The organism is Colwellia sp. KU-HH00111 (assembly GCF_040362745.1).
Taxonomy (GTDB): domain Bacteria; phylum Pseudomonadota; class Gammaproteobacteria; order Enterobacterales; family Alteromonadaceae; genus Colwellia.
In genome coordinates this window covers 17226-36602 of the sequence record NZ_BAABWO010000015.1, presented here as the reverse complement: position 1 = coordinate 36602, position 19377 = coordinate 17226, and the positions used below count along the sequence as shown (strand labels likewise).

Here is a 19377-nt window from a genome sequence, read left to right as displayed (position 1 = left end):
CATTGCGCCTTTGTCAGAATGAATTCTAACCTACATTAAAACCCATCACCTGTAGGGCGTAATTTATTGCGCCTTGTCGGACTGAAGTCCAACCTACATTAAACACATCCCTGTAGGGTGTAATTTATTGCGCGTTGTCGGACTGAAGTCCAACCTACATTAAGCACAACCCTGTAGGGCGTGATTCATTGCGCGTTGTCGGACTGAAGTCCAACCTACATTGAAACCCATCACCTGTAGGGCGTAATTCATTGCGCCAATGTCAAGATAAATGCTAACTATTGATATTGAGTTCATACTTCTCAATTAATGAATATAACGTTGGCCTAGTAACCCCTAGAAGCTCTGAAGTTTTCGACATATTACCCTCAGATAGCGCATAAGCTTTTTGAATGGCGATAGACTCAGCCTGTTCTCGCACAGTACGTAAATTTAATGACAGCTCATAACTAGAATCTTCATGGTCATAAAAGCCTAAATCAAATGCAGTTACCTGTACGCCAGTACTCATTACCACAGACGATTTAACTTTATTTTGTAACTCACGAATATTGCCCGGCCATTTATGCGCTTTAATAGCACTAATACCATCGTCAGAAAAAGATTTTGCATTACTTTTATACTCAGTTGCATATAACTGCAGGAAATACTGAGCAAGAATTAAAACATCTTCATCTCGATCTCGTAACGGTGGAATATTTAATGTAATTTCACTCACTCGATAAAATAAATCTTCCCTGAATTCTTTATTCGCCACCATTTCCTCTAAATTTTGGTTCGTTGCACAAACAACTCTCACATCCACTGGGATTTCCTCTCTGCCACCTAGACGTTCAATTATTTTTTCTTGCAAAAAGCGTAAGAGTTTCGCTTGTAAATTAAAGGGCATATCTCCTATTTCATCCAGAAATAAGGTCCCCCCTGCTGCACACTCTATTTTCCCTTTAGTAGTTTTATGGGCGCCAGTAAAAGCACCTTTTTCAAAACCAAATAATTCGCTTTCAAGCAAGTTCTCAGGAATAGAGGCACAGTTAATTGCAACAAAAGGCTTATTCATTCTGTCACTAGCGAGATGTACGGCTTTTGCTGTTACTTCTTTACCTGTGCCACTTTCACCTAGCAACAAAGCTGTTATGTTAGTTGGGGCAATACGCTTAACCATGGTGCGTAGGCGCTCAATTGCTTCACTGTTACCAATAATACCAATATTACTATCAGTTACAGCGCGCATTGAGCGGTTTTCACTTTCAATAGTTGCTAAGGTTAACGCTCGCGAAATAATGACATTAATAACGTCAGCATCTATAGGTTTTTGGTAGAAATCATACGCGCCAGCAGCAACTGCTTTTAATGCATTCGTTCTATCTTCATTACCAGTAATAACAATGACTTTTGTATGGGGGGCTATAGCAAGAATTTCTTCTAATGCTTTCAAACCTTCACTTGCATTCGCTTCATCGGGTGGCAAACCAAGATCTAAAGTGACAACTTTAGGCTCATGACGTCTGACAGCTGCAATGGCAGCTTCACGATCGCCTGCGAGAATGGGGCTATAATCAGATAAGCTCCATTTCAGTTGCTTTTGAATGCCAGTATCGTCATCAACAATTAATATTTTTTCCATTACTGCACTATCCTAATTATTTATATTGCTGAACTATTTGTCAGAATGAATTCTAACCTACATTAAGCACAACCCTGTAGGGCGTAATTCATTGCGCGTTGTCGGACTGAAGTCCAACCTACATTAAGCACAACCCTGTAGGGCGTAATTCATTGTGCGTTGTCGGACTGAAGTCCAACCTACATTAAGCACAACCCTGCAGGGTGTAATTCATTGCGCGTTGTCGGACTGAAGTCCAACCTACATTGAAACCCATCACCTGTAGGGCGTAATTTATTGCGCGTTGTCGGACTGAAGTCCAACCTACATTAAGCACAACCCTGCAGGGTGTCATTCATTGCGCGTTGTCGGACTGAAGTCCAACCTACCTTGAGACCCATCACCTGTAGGGCGTAATTTATTGCGCCTTTGTCAGAACGAATGCTAACCTACCTTGGTAAACTAATTATCATTTTGGTTCCCTGTCCTTCTACACTTTCAACCGTTAACCCACCGGCCATACTTTCAAAGAACTGCTTCGCTTCAAAAACCCCAATCCCCATACCAGCATTACCTTTAGTGGTATCAAATGGCTTAAATAACCTATTTTTTATAAAACTTTGAGACATACCACTGCCATTATCACTGACAACAATGATGATCCGTTCAGACTGTCGCTCTATATCAATAGATACCCAGCCATCATTGGCTGTTGCCTCTTGCGCATTTTGTATTAAATGGTTCATCACTGAAAAAAAGCGTTCGTGGTCTAACGTCGTTAAACAAGGCTCTTTAGCATTCATATGAACCTGAGGTTGCATCACATTTCGCTGAACTATTACTTGCTCAATAATATCACCAAGGTCAACCTTTTTGCTAGGCGCTTTTTTACTCGTCAACGGTGCAGCTTGTTTATTTCTTAATTGTGCTAATACTTTGGCTAAGCGTTCGGTCGCTGACTCAACCGTTTCAAATACATCATCAATAAACTCGGGATTACCCCTATGCTGTGTGGCATTTGAAGTTATTAACGCCAATTGCGCCTGCACATTTTTTAAATCGTGTACCAGAAAGGCTGACATTTGATTAAACGCATCAAATTGCTTAGATTCTGCTAACGCATCGTTTGCTTCATTTAGCGAAATAAAATTACCAAGTTGTTTTGCAACAGCAAAAAGCAAATCTCGGTCTTCCCAATTTAGTTTATCGTGATCATCAGTATTTGATAATACAAAAATACCATAAAAGGCCTTGCCAATAAAAATAGGCACTAAAATGTTCACACCAACCGATTGCCAAATTTTGGGCTGAATAAATAAACCAGGATAAAAAAGAGGATCATCTTTATACTCTTCTATATCTACTATCCAACCTTGTGTTGTCATGAAGTTACTTAATAAAACCAGATCATTATCAAATTCAGCACTTAATTCAACCCCATTACTATACTTTATCGCAAACTGATTGTTTCCTTGCGCTTTAAGTATGAGCCCCCCTGTTGCCTCTACTTTAGACATCATAATTTGTAGTGAAATTTGATAGTAATTTTCAGCGCTTGCTGTTTCTATTTTTCCTATAAGTTCAAGCCACTCCTCTCGGTATTCATATTTGTTTGCGAAAAAATGTTTTGAAATAAATACTTTTACTTTTCTGCGAACGGTTTCGGTCATCAATAAGACCGCAAGTACAATACTACCTAGAATAAAAAAGCCAAAACTAACAAACTGCCCCCACTCTCCACCAAAGTAGTTAATGAGATAACCCGCGACAGCCATGAGTAATAAATACACACCAGCAATCATTAACATTGAGCTATAAAAAACAATATTACGTGAGACAAATATCCGAACAGTTCCCTCTTTAAATCTTCGGGTGCTAATAAGTAACAATGGTACAGCCATACCTGCCAAATAACCTCGGCAATACCAGAAGTCAAACTCTATGCCGCCAACCATAGTTGCTTGGGCATAAAGAACAAAGTCAAATACGGCAATGCTGCCTAAGGCAATAACCAGTGGCGTAATTGATTTTTTTGCCACAACATTGGCTCCACGATAGAGCTGCTCAAGTAAAACCAAACTGATCAAATTAAGCAAAACAAAGAGCAAAAACAAGTATTCGTAAGAGAAGTTCAGCGCGTAGCTTAACCCCCAACAAACCACCATAGCGCTAAACCAAAGCAGTAAATATTTTCTAACGGTAGTATTTTTGTAAACCTCTATCGCACTGCCTTTCTCAACATTAAAGCTCAGCACTAATATAGAGAACACGGCTATTTTAATGCCGTCGACCAACATAGCCCATTGCAATGAAAAGCCTAAGGTGATTTGTAATGCGCTGATTGCATTTGCAATTCCGGCCACTAACGCACTAAACATTAGCCATTTTGCAATACTTGCTTGATTGTGAGCGGCTAAAATCAATAAAACAAAGATGACATAGGCGATACTAGCAAAACTATACCCCCAAATACCTACAATATACATTTCCATAATTTGAATATTTTTCCAAAAATAATAGGTCGCTAAACTTCATCACGGGTAAACAACTGGGTTAACACCGGCACCAATAAAAAGCTCGATATCGCCGAAACACATAAACCTGAAATCAATACCACACCTAACGGTTGCCACATACCTCCACCAAGTATAGTTAGAGGTAATAAGCCAACAATAGTAGTTAATGTGGTTAATAGAATTGGGGTAAAACGCGTTACGCTGGCATTGAGGATGGCATCTAAGGTATCAAAACCACCAAGAATGTTTCTGTTGGTGGTATCAATTAAAATAATGGCATTATTAACCACAATGCCAAATAGGCTAATTAAGCCAATAAATGCCATCATAGAAAATGATAAGCCAACAAAATATAAACCAATCACTGAGCCAGCCATAGCAAATGGAATTGAGCTAAAAATAATCAGTGGCTGCAAAAATGATTTAAACTGCAAAACTAGTACACCAAAAATGCCAATAGCCGTGATTAGCATTATCTGCGTTAAGCCCGCAAAAGACTCCTGCCTTGACTCTTCTTCTCCCCCTAATGAAAAATACATACCTTGTGGCAGGGGATATTTCTGTAAATAGTCAACCATTTGAGTGGTCAGCTCATTTACTGAAAAGCCTTTGGCAGCATCAGCAGACACTTTAGCAGTGCGCAATTTTTGATAATGGAAAAAATCAGACTGGCCTTTATTCAACCCCAAGGTAACCATTTGTTTAAGTGGGATATCTTGCCCTTGGCGGTTATTAATATAAATATCTGCCAAGGTTTCAACCTCTGGCTTACCTGTGCGAACAACGATTGGATATTTCTCACCATTAACATCATTAAAGCGGCCAACATCAGTCCCCGAAAGCACTGTTTTTAAGGTGTTATCTAAGGTGTTGATGTCAACATTACTTAAACCCGCTTGATCATAATGAATAGTTAATTCAAGCTCGGTGTTAGCTAAACCAATAGGGTTGTCGATATTAATGACTCCCTTGGTTTGTGCCATTTTCGCCGCTAGATCATTGGCGACGGTTTCTAAATCTTGGAGTGAGTCGCTCATTAAGCGGATTGATATGGGCTGATCTGTCACTGGACCTTGAGTAAATTCTTTTACTTTAATAATAGCTTGTGGCCAAGATGAAAATTCAGCTCTTAGGCTTTCAACTAACGAACCTACTTTTTGGGTATCATATTCTTTTAGCACTACGATAATTTGCCCAAAGGTAACACGGCCACGTTTTGGTATTTCGTTATAATAAATGCGTGGGTTTGAACTACCAACATTCAAGGCTACTTTAGCCACTAAAGGTTGCTGTTTAACCTGTGCAGCCACTTGTTGCATTATTTCATCGGTATGAGATAGCGACGAGTTAACTGGCGTTTCAACGTCAATCAAAATCATCGGCTTTTCAGCACGAGGAAATAAACTGACCCCTACATCAGCAAATAAGGACAACATAGCAAATAAACACAGACCTGCAATAGTTAACACCAACCACCTAAGTGTTAATATTTTTTTTAGAAACCCTTGATAAATCCCTTCTGCAAAAATATTCACGTGATGCTGCAAGGTTTTAAATTTAGATGGTTTTAAGGTAAAAAAATGGCTAGCGATCAAGGGGGTTAGGGTTAGCGCAATAAATAACGACGCTAATAACACAAAGACAACGGTTATCGGCATAGAGCGAATAAAATCGCCAGTACTACTGCTAAGCATTAACATGGGTAAAAAGGCTAACATGGTAGTAATGGTACCACTGGTTATGGCCCAACCAACACGACTAGTGCCCACTTTTGCAGCATCATTTAAATTTGAACAGTAGCGCTTTTCACGATGAATACTCTCGGTGACTACAATCGCGTTATCAACTAACAAACCTAACGCGATAATCAAACCAACAATAGACATTTGTTGCAAGCCAAAGCCGGCAAAATCTAACCAACCAATAGCAATTAAAAATGATAAGGGAATTGCAGCGATCACCACCAAAGACTCACGCACACCTAAAAACAATAAGGCTAATAATCCCACCAAAATCAAACCCTGTGCAAGGTTCTCAAAAAATCCATTAACCCGTGTTTCTACGCTATCAGCTTGCTCAAAAATAACCGCTAATTTTACCTGCTCAGGTAAGCTTTGTTTAAAATCGTCAATAACCTCATTCATTTGTTCAGTTAGGGTAAAAATATTACTACCTGAACGCTGCTCTGCGGTAATAAAAATAACAGGATGATTATCATAATAGGCCAAATAATTTGGCGCTCTATCAGCAAAAGCTACTTGTGCAATGTCTTTCACTCGTAACACAAAATCATCACTTGATGAAACTACCGTGTTTTCTATATCCTTAATTTCACTAAAGTTGCCACTAGCTTTGACATTAAAGCGACGAGTATTAGCATCTACAAAGCCGGGAGCTATATTCACTGCTCGCCCCTGTAATACCCTATTTACTTCTGTCACTGAAATATCATAGTGTTGCAACAAGTCTAAGTTAAGATCAATAGCTACAATTTGTTGCGGATAGCCCCATATATCAGCCTTTCTCACATTAGCAATAGTTTCTAAGCGTTTTTCTAACTGCTTGGCATGAAACGCAGTAGTTTTATAGTCATTAGGCTCGCTCCATAAGGCAAGTTGCATGATAGCAACACTACTTGGGGTTGCTTTCAACACTAATAGTTGTTGAATACCTAGCGGTAAATCTGGCTTAACGGTTGCTATCGCCTGTTTGATTTTATTAAACGAAGCCTCGGCGTCGGTACCATAAAAAAACGTCACCGTTATCCTAGCGGCGCCATTACGCACTTCTGATTCAATTTTTTTGATGTCGCTGATATCTGAGATTTCTTGCTCTAGAATATCAACTACAAGCGTTTCAATATCACTAGGGGATGCACCGGGATAAATGACTTCTACAATTGTGATGGGTAAATCAAATTGAGGATCTTCACTGCGCGGCATAGTGATATAAGAAACAATACCTACCAACACCAATAAGATAACTATAGTCAGCGTAAATTGTGCGTTTTTTATGGCTAAACTAGGTAACTTCATTCGGTTATTTTTTAGTAGAAATAAGCGGTAGCTTATTCCACCCCTGAGTTACGATATCTAACGCAATTGCATGTTGCTGAGCAATTAAATAAATAAAATCATTATCTAATTTATACATTGTATAAGCCTGCTGTTCTAGCCTATTGTCTTTTTCAACGGTTATTAACGCTTGGCCTTGCTCATTAACAGCATTAAGCGCTGCAATAGGCACCTTATAAACAAAATCCTGACTTTGTGAATTAATCCGTATTCGCGCTAACTGCCCAACAATTAACGGTTTAGTAAAACCGGTATCATCCAACGAAACCTCAATGGTAAAGAGATGATTCCGGCTATCGGCAATGGCAGGAATTTTGCTAATTTTGCCATCAGCTAACCCACTAGAGGCTAAGTGAATTTTTACCTGTTGGTGTAAATGGACTAACGAGATTTCTTCAGCTGTTAACGCCACTTTGACAATAATATTGTTCGCCAAGTTAGCAACTTGTAATGCTGGTACGCCTGATGATTGTAATTCGCCTAAGTCAGTATATCGTTCGACCACAACCCCTTTAAAAGGAGCAACTATTTGCGCTTTTTCTAAATTGTAATAAGCCACGCGGTAAGCTGAACGCGTGGTTTCAACTGAGGTTAAGGCGTCATCTAATTCTCGTTGCGAGCTTAGATTTTTTTTCATTAAGCTTTTAACACGCTTAATATTGCGTTTTGCTTGCAGTAAACGTGCATAGCTGGCATTTTTTTCGGCTTGTAATTCCGAAATATCTAATGCTGCCAATAATTGTTCAGGCTCAAAAACATCACCTTCATCAATATTAAGCTCTGTTAAAAAGCCTGCTGTTTTAAACGACAGATTAACCACACGAGAAAAATCAACTTTACCGGTTCTTTCTATAGTTTGGGTATAAGCCGTTGGTGAAATCTGAGTTAATTGATAGCCTTCCTCACTAGCACTGTGCGCTGTAGGGGTTAAGAGCAAAAGCAACAGCAAACTTATGACATTGCAATTGATGCGTTTTAATAAATTGCTTGGGCAAAAAAAAGGTAAATACATTTTTATCACAATAAAAGAGTAAAATATTCAACAAGGTATTGAACCACTACTGTCTACTTTAGGCAGTTTTGTTAATAAAGTACATTATTATTCGCTGCTTATTTGTAGCTGATAAAGTTGCCAACAAGGTAAATTGCAAGGTTTTCAGTACTATTTTCTCCATGGCGCTTATGGCATAATATGCCCCTGTTTTTCATAACTATAGTGATTTCGACATGTTAAAATCTACAATGATTACCCAACTCAATGCTCAAATTAATTTAGAATTTTATTCCTCTAACCTTTACCTACAAATGAGCGCTTGGTGTGAAGAAAAAGGCTTTGAAGGCGCAGCTCAATTTATGCGTAAACATGCCGCTGAAGAAATGGATCATATGTCACGTCTTTTCACTTATGTCAGTGAAACCGGTGCTTTACCTATTTTAGGTGCTATTGATGCTCCACCACATGAATTTACCTCACTAGCCGATGTATTTGAAAAAACCTATCAGCATGAATGCGAAATTACTGAGCGAATTAATGAATTAGCACACCAAGCATTTACAAACCAAGACTATTCTACTTTTAACTTCTTACAATGGTATGTTTCTGAACAGCACGAAGAAGAAACTTTATTTAAAAGTATTCTAGACAAAATCAATTTGGTTGGCCATGACGGTCATGCACTATTCTTTGTTGATAAAGATTTAGCTGAAATGGCTAAAAAAGGCAATACCAGTATCATGACTGAAAGTAATGTATAGCTCGCTATAGCTATGAGTAAAGTAATCTCCACTGATGTTTTAATTATTGGCGCAGGAGCCGCTGGCTTAATGTGTGCTGCAACGGCTGGCTATCGCGGTAGAAATGTTACCGTGGTTGATATGGGTAAAAAGCCCGGTCGAAAAATTTTGATCAGCGGTGGAGGTCGGTGTAATTTTACCAATCAAAACACCCTGCCTCATCATTATATTTGTCAAAACCCTCATTTTGTTAAATCGGCATTAAGTCGCTATAGTGCCGATGATTTTATCGAATTAGTTGAACGACACGGTGTTGATTACCATCATAAAACCTTAGGGCAGCTTTTTTGTGATGACAGCGCTCAAGCAATTGTTGATGTGCTGCTAACCGAATGTGATTGGGCGGGAGTGTCGCTTGATTTACGCTCGGAAGTATTATCTATAACGAAAACAGATGAGCAAACCTATTTAGTTAACACCAGCGATAAAGCGTATTTATGCGAATCACTGGTCGTCGCATCTGGCGGCCTAACTATGCCTAAATTAGGGGCTAGCCCTATAGGTTACAAAATTGCCGAACAATTCGGCCTAAAAGTACTCCCCACTACTGCTGCACTTGTCCCTTTTACCCTGCACGAGCATGACAAGCAACGCTTTGATGGCTTGTCTGGTATTAGTATTGATTGCAAGGTAAGTAGCGAAAATGGCACTAGTTTTCGAGAAAACATCCTATTTACCCATAGAGGCTTATCAGGGCCAGCCATTTTACAAATATCTTCTTTTTGGCGTGCAGGGCAAGCCATTATTATTGATTTATTGCCCGATTATAATTTAGTTGATGTGATTAACGATTGGCGCGCAAACCAAGCACAAAAATCCGTGAAAAACCTACTCGCCACATTACTGCCAAAACGTTTTGTTGAGGTATTAATGCACGAAGAGGTTACCGCCCCTCTAATTACTGATAAAGCCATCAAGCAGCTCAACCACAACGACATACAAGTGCTTAGCAATTACCTTCATCACTGGCAAATAAAACCCAATGGTACAGAAGGGTATCGCACCGCTGAGGTTACACTAGGTGGTGTGGATACCGACGATATTTCATCAAAAACCTTTGAAGCCAAGCAATGCTCAGGGTTATACTTTATTGGTGAAGTTGTTGATGTAACAGGATTTTTAGGCGGTTATAATTTTCAATGGTGCTGGTCTAGCGGTGTTGCCTGCGGACAAGAGGTTTAATATTTTATCAAACGTTAATGGTTCTCACTAAACAAAGCATGGCTTTAGATATAACTCCTAAAGCCAAATCGTTCTTTGGTATTGGTGTTTAAAAAGCGCCCCAATCCTGCTTACCGTCAATATAATAAGAAGGGCAAATAAACTTAACCATATTGACAAGTCTTTGTGTTTTTTCAGTGCTTTCTGCTCTCGCTATTTTCAATGCTTCTAGCTGAGGGCCAAACATATCATCAAATACTTCAGTGGCTGCGGCGCGCTTTGCATCTTCTGACGGAAACTGCCCCCTAAGGTGGTTCAGCTCTCCAGCATCAAGCCATACGCCAGCACAGCTAGCACAGGAATCTATTTCAACTTCTTTTTTGATGCTGAAATAATTTCTCATCAAGGTCACCCCATCACATTTAGGGCAGTTAATGCGTTTGCTATAATCGACTTCAATATTAGAGTCTATCTCTATATCAAGTAACTCAGTGCCTGCAGCTTCATGGGGTTCATCAAACTTTTTAAACTCAAAGGTATCAAACCATATTCCGCCACAACCACCTTGGCAAATATCTATTTTTATTTCATCAACTTCCACTTGAGATAATGCGCTATTGCACGCTGGACAATCCATTACTTTCCCCTTTTGATCAAATACTAAGCACTCATATGATGTTCAGCTTATACTAATTTTTTTTAAATATAAATATTTAGCTTTACCCGAGTTAGTGATCTTCTTCACTGCCTGATATTACAATTTGATTGCGCCCATGGTCTTTAGCCCAATATAAGGCATTATCAGCATCATTCATTTGTTTGGATATGGTGTCTAAACTGTCCATGATGGCACCAATACTGACAGTGATGGCAATTTGTGTGTCGCCAACTGGCAAATCTGATACTGCGATATCACGGCGAAAATCATCCAATTTATTGTATAGTTGGTCTGTGTCTAAACCGTGTATTAACGCGGCAAATTCTTCACCACCTAAACGTCCTGTTAAGCCTGAACCAAAGTGTTTACGCATATACAGTGCGAAAACTTTTAACACTTGGTCGCCGGCTTCATGACCATAATGATCATTCACTTTTTTAAAGTAATCAATATCAATTGCTGCTAAGCAATAAGGCACCTTACGTTTAGTATATTCAGCAATACGCTGGCTGGCATTACGGAAAAACGCGCGCCGATTGGACAATTCAGTTAAATAGTCGGTATTGGCTGCATGCTGAATTTGCACAATATTATTCAGACTTTCAATATTTTGCGTAATACGACAGTAAAATTCTTCTGGGCAAAAAGGTTTGCGTAGAAAATCATCAGCACCGTTTTTAATAAACCGTGCCGAATGAATACCACTTTCTGCACCTGAAATTCCAATCACAGCCAATTGTTCACGGGAGTACTTTTTACGAATCTCATTGGTGAGGGTGATACCATCCATTTCTGGCATTTCTAAATCGGTAATCACCATTTTGATGTTTTTATGTTGTTGTAGCTTTGCTAGTGCCTGCACTCCGTTATTAGCGGTTTCAACGGTAAAATTTCGTCGTTTTAATAATTCAACAATATGATTACGCGCAGATAATGAATCATCCACTACTAAAACGGCATTTTTGCTATTGGTTAATTGCCAACTTAGTACGCGTTTTAAATACAAGAAAGCTTGGCTGTTTTCTTTGGGAATGTAATCAATTACTGGCTGTGAGAGGATTTTTTGACGTGTTACATCATCCATTTTACCTGTCATAACAATACTCGGAATACCATGTGATAAGACACAACTGATACCTTCACCGTCATGAGCATCGGGTAAGGCATAATCAACCGTTGCGGCAAAAAAATCGGTATCAAGGGCAAGGATCTCTTCTACTTCGGCTAAGCTGGTGGCTAATGTCACCTCAAACTGAAGTGACTGTGCTATTTGTTTTATCACGGTAGCGATAGGCTTACTGTCTTCTACTACTAATAATTTTTTTGACATTATTTAACCTTTTTATTGTTTTTATAACCGTTGGCGACCGTCTACATACTTTGCAAATTTGCGTATTCCACGACTAACCACTTACTACCTACATCAGCAAAATTTACCTGAATTCTTGATTGTGCGCCACTACCTTCATAGTTTAATACCACGCCTTCGCCAAATTTAGCATGCTTAACCTGTTGTCCCAGCTTAAACCCACTATTTGCAAACGTTTCTAAGGTAAAGGTGTTAGAAAACTTGCCAACCGCTTTCGGTTTACTGATTTGGCTTTGCATGCGAATTTCTTCAATGCATTGCTCTGGTAATTCCCGTAAAAAGCGACTGGCTTTATGGAATTTTTCTTGGCCATAAATACGACGGCTTTCTGCATGACACAAGTATAGCTTGTTCATGGCTCTTGTCATGCCGACATAGCATAACCGCCGTTCTTCTTCTAAGCGGCCAATTTCTTCTGCTGATTGCTGCGATGGAAACATGCCTTCTTCCAGGCCAGCAATAAACACTAATTCAAACTCTAGCCCTTTGGCTGAATGCATTGTCATTAATTGCACTGCCGGTTCAAATTCATCTGCTTGAGATTCTCCCGACTCCAGCGCTGCATGAGTTAAAAATGCTGTTAATGGCGTTTGTTCTTCTAGTGTACCTTCATCAGACAAAGGCTCACTGTTAAAGGTTTGACAAGCAGTTACCAACTCATTTAAGTTCTCTATACGCTGCTCTGCTCGCTCACCTTTCTCGGCTTGGTACATCGCTTTCAAACCGGAATGGCTAATAACAAAATTGGCTTGTTGGTCTAACGTTAGGTTGGTTGAATCATCTTCTAATTGATCAATTAAGTTAATGAAGTTTTTAATGGTTTTAGCACTTCGCCCTTTTAACTGTTCTGCCTGCAACATGCTCTGACAGGCCTGCCACAAGGTTACTTGTAAACTTCTAGCGGCATCACGAATAATACCCACTGTTTGATTACCTATGCCACGCGTAGGGGTATTAATCACCCGTTCAAAAGCGGCATCATCATCTCTATTATTAATCAGTCGCAGGTAAGCCAGTGCGTCTTTAATTTCTAAGCGCTCGAAAAATCGCTGCCCACCATAAATACGATAAGGCAATCGACCTTGCAATAAGGCTTCTTCTAGCAAACGTGATTGCGCATTACTGCGATACAATATCGCCACCTGATCAAGCTTACCACCATCATCACGCCACTGTTTTATTCGTCCGGCAATAAATCTTGCTTCATCTATTTCATTAAAGGCGGTATAAATGGCTATTTTGTCGCCAGCACTATCATCGGTCCATAGCTCTTTGCCAAGGCGGTTATTATTATTGCTAATCAATTGGTTGGCTGCATTCAAAATGTTTGCAGTGGAGCGGTAGTTTTGCTCTAAACGTATGGTTTGGGTGTTATCAAATTCAGTGGTAAAACGTTCGATGTTCTCAATTCGAGCACCACGCCAACCATAAATCGATTGATCGTCATCACCAACAATCATTACTTTTGATTGCGCTTTACCTAACAAGGTTAACCACGCATATTGAATTGCATTAGTATCTTGAAATTCATCCACTAAGATATGTGCAAAACGCTGCTGATAATGAGAAAGTAGTTCAGGATTATTCAGCCACAGTTCATGTGCACGTAATAAAAGCTCAGCAAAATCAACCAATCCGGCGCGATCACAGGTTTCTTGGTAGGCTTTATAGACTTTAACAAAAACGGCTTCACTGGGGTCAAACTGTGCATCAATATGTTGCGGTCGCAAACCTTCGTCTTTTTTACCATTGATGTACCACACAAACTGCTTAGCCGGCCATTTTTTTTCATCTAACTCTAATGAACGTACAATACGTTTAACTAAACGTTGTTGATCGTCACTATCAAGCACTTGAAAACTTTGTGGTAATTTTGCTTCTTGAAAATGCATACGCAGTAAGCGATGAGCTAAACCATGAAACGTGCCGATCCACATACCATGGGTGTTGCCCCCAGTGACTTGTTCAACGCGCGCACGCATTTCTGCCGCAGCTTTATTGGTAAAGGTTACCGCCAAAATGGCATGGGGTGGCGCTTGCTCAACTTGCATCAACCAAGCAATGCGCTGCACTAATACCCGTGTTTTACCCGAGCCTGCGCCAGCCAACACCAACATGTTTTGTTTGGGTGCGGCAACAACTTCACGTTGCTTGTCATTTAAAGAGTCGAGTAATTCTGAAACATCCATAGGGAAACCTTTTATAAGCGGAACTCACGCTAAAATTAGTACTGAAAGCAAACCAGTATAACACTGGCTGTATATACAGTCACAGACAATTATTTAGCGATTGTTAATTTCCACACTTATTGTTATTTAAACTTATAGCTGTTTGAGTTTGTTGAGTGTTTCAAACTCTATATGAGGTAGAACACTCACTGGCTTACCCACGCCGTAGCAGGGAAACCAAGCCGTTTGACAACCAGCTTGCAGTGCGCCTTGAATATCGGCACGTCCACAATCACCAACATGCAATAATTGCTGCGGTTTAATTGCAAGTTGCTGACAAACTAACTTAAACATATCAGTAGCTGGTTTTTGCTTTAATAAAACCCCGTCTGCTTGCCAACCCGCATGATAAATATGACTGAAATATTGGGCAATACCTAAGGCTTTAGTATCAACATTACCATTACTAATCGCTACTAATGGGTAGTTTTCACTTAACTCAGCTAACAGATTTTTACTTTGCTCCGACACAGAAAAATCACTTCGTAGCTCGATAAAATAATCTAGCGCAGCCTGTGCTTGTTGTTGTGCAGTATCATCTGTTAGACCTAATGCGCCAAAACCTAGGTAGTAGGTATGTAAACGAACTTTTACCACATCATGGGCCAGGTTTGGCTGTTGTAGCACGGCTTGTTGACGAAATGGCAACCAAAAGTGCTGATCTAAAACTCGCACAGGTGCTGAGTGAAGCTGTAACCTAGTGACAACCCCATCAAAATAAGCAATCATTTGTTTTTCAATTGCCTGCATCACAGGTTTGTTACTGTAAAGGGTGTCATCTAAATCAAAACTCATGGCTTTGATTGGCGTTAAGCGTCGGTAAAATTTCATAAATTATTAAAGCGCTAAGTGCTGTTTTAATAATTTAGCCACTAAGCGTTTAAACTGACTCAGTAACAACGTATCCATACGCGGATCAAAATGGTGGGCATCATCACTGCTAATGGCTAAAAATCCTAACGTTTTGTCATCATGGGCTAGTTTAACTAACACAACCGAGCCTGCGCAATTTTGTGAAAAAATTAATTGCTGTTCACTTTGTTGCAAGCGACCAAAATAATAATCACTGGTTTGTAAACGGTTTTGCATTACACCTTGGCAATCATTAGCGGATAAACTTTGATGCTCTATAGTTACGGTATCGAGTAAAAATAATTTGAAGGCCGATAATGATAATAGCTCGGTTGTTGTTTGGGCTAAACAATCAAGCAACTCATTCGCTGATTGACAATCAATTAGGCGCAAGTACAAATCACTGTACAGCATAAACAAGCTTTCATTATGGCTAGCCACTGACATTAACTGGGTGATTTCATCTTCTAAATGGTGCACTTTTTGTCTGAGTTGTTGTTGCTGTCTCTCGACTAACGACACTGTGCCGCGTTGTGAATCAGTTAACCTCAACCCGGTCATCAATTCATGGTTGCGATTGAAAAACTCAGGATTATCTTGTAGGTAAGCACTCACCAACTCATCAGTTAACGGCAAATGGTCAATAGTGATTTGAGGTTGTTCATTTTTCATAAATTCTCTTCTTTATACATAGTAATTATTCTGCTTATCTGGGGCTTGCTTTATTTCTATGCCACAAGGTCAAGTTGAGCAACACAGCATTAAGCGGGATAACTATATAGATATTTGCCCATCATAAACATGAACAGCAGGTCCTGACATTTTCACTGGGTGTCCCGGCCCTTTCCAATAAATACGCAGTTTACCTCCGGGTAATTCTACCGACACTTGTCGTGCTAGTTTTTTCTGCATTTGTCCAATTACCACTGCGGCACAAGCGCCACTGCCACAAGCTAAGGTCTCAGCGCTACCACGCTCAAAAACACGTAATTTTATTTGATTCTCGGCAATCACTTCCATAAAGCCAACATTTACCTGTTCGGGAAAACGCTCATGCACAGAAAGCTCTGCTCCTAAACGTGTCACAGGAGCTTCAAGCACATTGTCAACAGTGACCACGCAATGCGGATTACCTAAAGATACAACGCCACAGAGCACTGTTTCTGATGAGCTTCGTAAAATGTAAGTGCCTTCTGCTTTTTGAGCAACAAACGGAATTTTAGCTGGTTCAAACTGTGGCACCGGCATGGTGACAGAAATATTGCCATCGCGCTCGACAAACAAGGTCATTTTACCCGAGGCGGTTGACACTCTAATTTTATTTTTATTACACAAGCCTTTCATGCGAACAAAACGGGCAAAACAACGGGCGCCATTACCGCACTGGCTGACTTCACTACCATCTGCATTAAAAATGCGATAATGAAAATCTAAATCAGGATCATAAGGTGGCTCAACCACAAGTAATTGGTCAAAACCAACACCAAAGTTTCTATCTGCTAATTTGGCTATGTGTTCATTAGACAAAAAAACATTTTGCGTGACATTATCTAGCACTAAAAAGTCGTTACCTAAGCCATGCATTTTAGAAAAATTAACTAACATTATTGGGGCTTCTTCTGGGTTTCTTCGTTGCGCTGTTGCGATTCATTTATTGTTTCTTTGGGGACATCTTTAGGTTCAGCAACTTGATACAAATTGCCCTTTGAACCACAGGCACACAAAAGTATGCTCATTAAAAAGCAGGTCAACAAAAAAGAAAATTGTTTAATTAGGTACATGATTACCGATTTTTGCCCTGAAAGTCGTTTAAATCAAGCTTTTCAACTTAAGATAACGGGTATTTATTTTGCCAGATTGCTATTATACTCACATGCACAATCCGCAAACAACTAAAGAAAGCTAATGAACGATAGCCAATATAACTTAATCGCAGAAGATCTCTTACTTGCCGTAGAAGAAGCCATTGAAAATTGTGAGGTTGATATCGACTATGAAGGCGTTGGTGGGTTATTAACGCTGACCTTTAAAAATACCACTAAAATTATTATTAATAAACAAGCCCCATTACATGAAATTTGGGTTGCAACTAAATTTAATGGCCATCATTTTTCATACTCTGACAGCGACAACATCTGGGTAGATAAACGTGGTGGTGATGAGTTTTGGCAATTTTTATCTGCCGCTGTAAGTAAACAAGCAGAGGCAGAAATCAACCTATCCGCAGAATAATTGATACCCGTGAGAAAAACACTATGACAACAGTAAGAATAGCCACCCGCAAAAGCGCCCTAGCCTTATGGCAAGCTGAGTATGTAAAAGCACAATTAGAGCAGTTCCACCCTCAAATAACCGTTGAGCTTGTGCCCATGACCACCAAAGGCGATATCATTTTAGATACTCCCTTGGCTAAAGTTGGTGGTAAAGGACTTTTTGTCAAAGAATTAGAAGTTGCTATGCTAGAAGATAGAGCGGATATCGCCGTGCATTCAATGAAAGATGTACCGGTTGATTTTCCAGATGGTTTGGGTTTACAAACGATTTGTCCGCGTGAAGATCCCCGTGATGCTTTTGTTTCAAATACTTATTCAAGCTTAAGTGAGTTACCGCAAGGCGCTATTGTTGGTACCTCAAGCTTACGCCGTCAATGCCAGCTAAAGGCTCAACGCCCCGATCTCACCATTGTAGATTTACGCGGGAATGTTAATACCCGCTTAAGAAAGCTAGATGAAGGCCAATACGACGCCATTATTTTAGCCGCAGCTGGTTTAATTCGTTTAAAAATGAGTGAACGCATTGCACAATTTATTGAGCCAGAACAAATGCTACCCGCTAATGGCCAAGGCGCGGTTGGCATAGAGTGTCGTACCAATGATGACACCATAAAAGCATTATTAGCACCACTAGAGTGCGGTGCTACTCGCGCACGAGTGCTAACAGAGCGTGCGATGAACAAAGCCCTAGAAGGCGGTTGCCAAGTGCCTATTGCCAGCTATAGTGTAATTTCAGCCGACGGCAAAGAAATTCACCTACGCGGCTTAGTTGGTGCAATAGACGGCAGCGAAATGATAGCAAGTGAGATAACCGGCCCAATCGCTCAAGGTGAAGCGTTAGGTAACACCTTAGCGCAAGAGTTATTAAGTCGTGGCGCTGATAAAATATTAGCAGAAGTTTACGCCCAAACGAATGCTGACAGCTAATACCAACACCTATTCATGACTTTTAAATGCTGATAATGCAATGCAAACAATTAACTGTAGTGACCAACTTAACGTTTTAATTACACGGCCAGCGCCAAAAGCCAAAGCGCTTGCGCAACAGCTTGCTGCCAATAATATTGCCAGTTTTGAACAGCCCTTGTTTGATTATCAGCCGCTAGCTGATAATCAAACCAGTGCACGCTTACTCACAGGTGTTGATATTATTATATTTGTAAGTACCGCAGCGGTTGAGTTTGCACATGTTAAGTTTGCTGCACAAAACTGGCACGGCAAAGTTGTTATTGCCGTAGGTAAAGCCACTCAAAAAGCGCTGCATACACTGGGCATTAATCATGTTATTTGCCCTAACCAAGAAAACAGTGAAGGCGTACTAGCATTGCCGGTATTAAGTGAGCCTGATAGCCGTTTATGTGAAAAAGTCATCACCATAGTAAGAGGCAACGATGGTCGCGAGCTTTTAGCTAACCAGCTAAAAAAACGGGGTGCAACGGTTAATTATCTGGAAAGTTACCAACTTGTATGGCGAGCATTTACCAAAGATATGAGCAAACAATGGTTTAACCAGCAAATTAATTGTATTGTCGTTACCAGTAACGCTATATTAGAAAAGATGATGGCATTAACCGTAAGCCAAGCAAAGCGCAACAATGATTCACTATTAACACGCTACTGGCGCGACCAATGTCTATGGGTAGTTACCAGCCAACGGGTGTATAATAATGCTAAAGCGCTTAGTTTAACCTCTGTGGTTATCAGTGACGGTGCTCATGCAACAAACGTTACGGCTACTTTGCAACAACAGCTTAACAACCATACAACTGATACAACATAAACAAGACAAATGCGCACAAGCGAATTAACAACAGACACGCAGAAAACCCATATTTAACCAATAGTAAAT

At 40.0% G+C, this 19377-nt stretch carries 15 protein-coding genes; 5 read left to right on the top strand and 10 right to left on the bottom strand.

All coding sequences use genetic code 11. The features are described 5' to 3' along the window. Positions 1-274: 274 nt before the first annotated feature. The 4 genes from prsR to ABXG98_RS18760 all read right to left on the bottom strand — a co-directional run bounded on the left by prsR (position 275) and on the right by ABXG98_RS18760 (position 8136). The gene (gene prsR, locus ABXG98_RS18775; RefSeq protein WP_353540246.1) at positions 275-1624 is read right to left on the bottom strand and encodes a PEP-CTERM-box response regulator transcription factor; all 1350 of its coding nucleotides are present in this window, start codon (positions 1622-1624) and stop codon (positions 275-277) included. A gap of 428 nt (positions 1625-2052) precedes the next feature. Then, positions 2053-4095: an XrtA/PEP-CTERM system histidine kinase PrsK gene (gene prsK, locus ABXG98_RS18770; RefSeq protein WP_353540245.1), complete on the bottom strand. Its 2043-nt coding sequence runs from the start codon at positions 4093-4095 to the stop codon at positions 2053-2055. A 32-nt stretch (positions 4096-4127) separates the two neighbouring features. Then, on the bottom strand, positions 4128-7154 hold the full coding sequence (locus tag ABXG98_RS18765; RefSeq protein ID WP_353540244.1) for an efflux RND transporter permease subunit: 3027 nt from the start codon (positions 7152-7154) through the stop codon (positions 4128-4130). Positions 7155-7158: 4 nt separating this feature from the next. After that, positions 7159-8136, bottom strand: coding sequence for an efflux RND transporter periplasmic adaptor subunit (locus tag ABXG98_RS18760; protein WP_353540243.1), 978 nt, complete (start codon positions 8134-8136; stop codon positions 7159-7161). A gap of 284 nt (positions 8137-8420) precedes the next feature. Between ABXG98_RS18760 and ftnA the strand changes: the two genes are divergently transcribed. Then, a complete protein-coding gene (gene ftnA / locus ABXG98_RS18755) occupies positions 8421-8948 on the top strand; it encodes a non-heme ferritin (RefSeq protein ID WP_353540242.1) in 528 nt (175 codons plus the stop codon). Positions 8949-8960: 12 nt separating this feature from the next. After that, positions 8961-10169 (top strand): BaiN/RdsA family NAD(P)/FAD-dependent oxidoreductase, encoded by a 1209-nt coding sequence (locus ABXG98_RS18750; protein ID WP_353540241.1) that lies wholly within the window; start codon positions 8961-8963, stop codon positions 10167-10169. An 88-nt stretch (positions 10170-10257) separates the two neighbouring features. Here the strand turns inward: ABXG98_RS18750 and ABXG98_RS18745 are convergent, their stop codons facing one another. The 6 genes from ABXG98_RS18745 to dapF all read right to left on the bottom strand — a co-directional run bounded on the left by ABXG98_RS18745 (position 10258) and on the right by dapF (position 16860). Further along, positions 10258-10785, bottom strand: a complete 528-nt coding sequence (locus ABXG98_RS18745; protein WP_353540240.1) for a zf-TFIIB domain-containing protein — start codon at positions 10783-10785, stop codon at positions 10258-10260. 91 nt (positions 10786-10876) lie between these two features. Continuing rightward, entirely contained in the window at positions 10877-12136 is a 1260-nt protein-coding gene (locus ABXG98_RS18740; RefSeq protein ID WP_353540239.1) for a diguanylate cyclase, read from the bottom strand. 41 nt (positions 12137-12177) lie between these two features. After that, on the bottom strand, positions 12178-14364 hold the full coding sequence (gene uvrD, locus ABXG98_RS18735) for a DNA helicase II (protein ID WP_353540238.1): 2187 nt from the start codon (positions 14362-14364) through the stop codon (positions 12178-12180). 132 nt (positions 14365-14496) lie between these two features. Next, positions 14497-15234 (bottom strand): HAD-IA family hydrolase, encoded by a 738-nt coding sequence (locus ABXG98_RS18730; protein ID WP_353540237.1) that lies wholly within the window; start codon positions 15232-15234, stop codon positions 14497-14499. A gap of 6 nt (positions 15235-15240) precedes the next feature. Next, on the bottom strand, positions 15241-15927 hold the full coding sequence (locus ABXG98_RS18725; protein WP_353540236.1) for a DUF484 family protein: 687 nt from the start codon (positions 15925-15927) through the stop codon (positions 15241-15243). A 102-nt stretch (positions 15928-16029) separates the two neighbouring features. Beyond that, the gene (gene dapF / locus ABXG98_RS18720; RefSeq protein WP_353540235.1) at positions 16030-16860 is read right to left on the bottom strand and encodes a diaminopimelate epimerase; all 831 of its coding nucleotides are present in this window, start codon (positions 16858-16860) and stop codon (positions 16030-16032) included. Between the two features lie 300 nt (positions 16861-17160). Here dapF and cyaY point away from each other — a divergent pair, with 300 nt between their 5' ends. From cyaY to ABXG98_RS18705, 3 genes are read left to right on the top strand one after another with little or no spacing between them, the layout of a single operon-like run. After that, positions 17161-17487 (top strand): iron donor protein CyaY, encoded by a 327-nt coding sequence (gene cyaY / locus ABXG98_RS18715; RefSeq protein ID WP_353540234.1) that lies wholly within the window; start codon positions 17161-17163, stop codon positions 17485-17487. 23 nt (positions 17488-17510) lie between these two features. Next, positions 17511-18455 (top strand): hydroxymethylbilane synthase, encoded by a 945-nt coding sequence (hemC, locus tag ABXG98_RS18710; RefSeq protein WP_353540233.1) that lies wholly within the window; start codon positions 17511-17513, stop codon positions 18453-18455. 40 nt (positions 18456-18495) lie between these two features. Then, positions 18496-19308, top strand: a complete 813-nt coding sequence (locus ABXG98_RS18705; protein ID WP_353540232.1) for a uroporphyrinogen-III synthase — start codon at positions 18496-18498, stop codon at positions 19306-19308. Positions 19309-19377 lie beyond the last annotated feature (69 nt).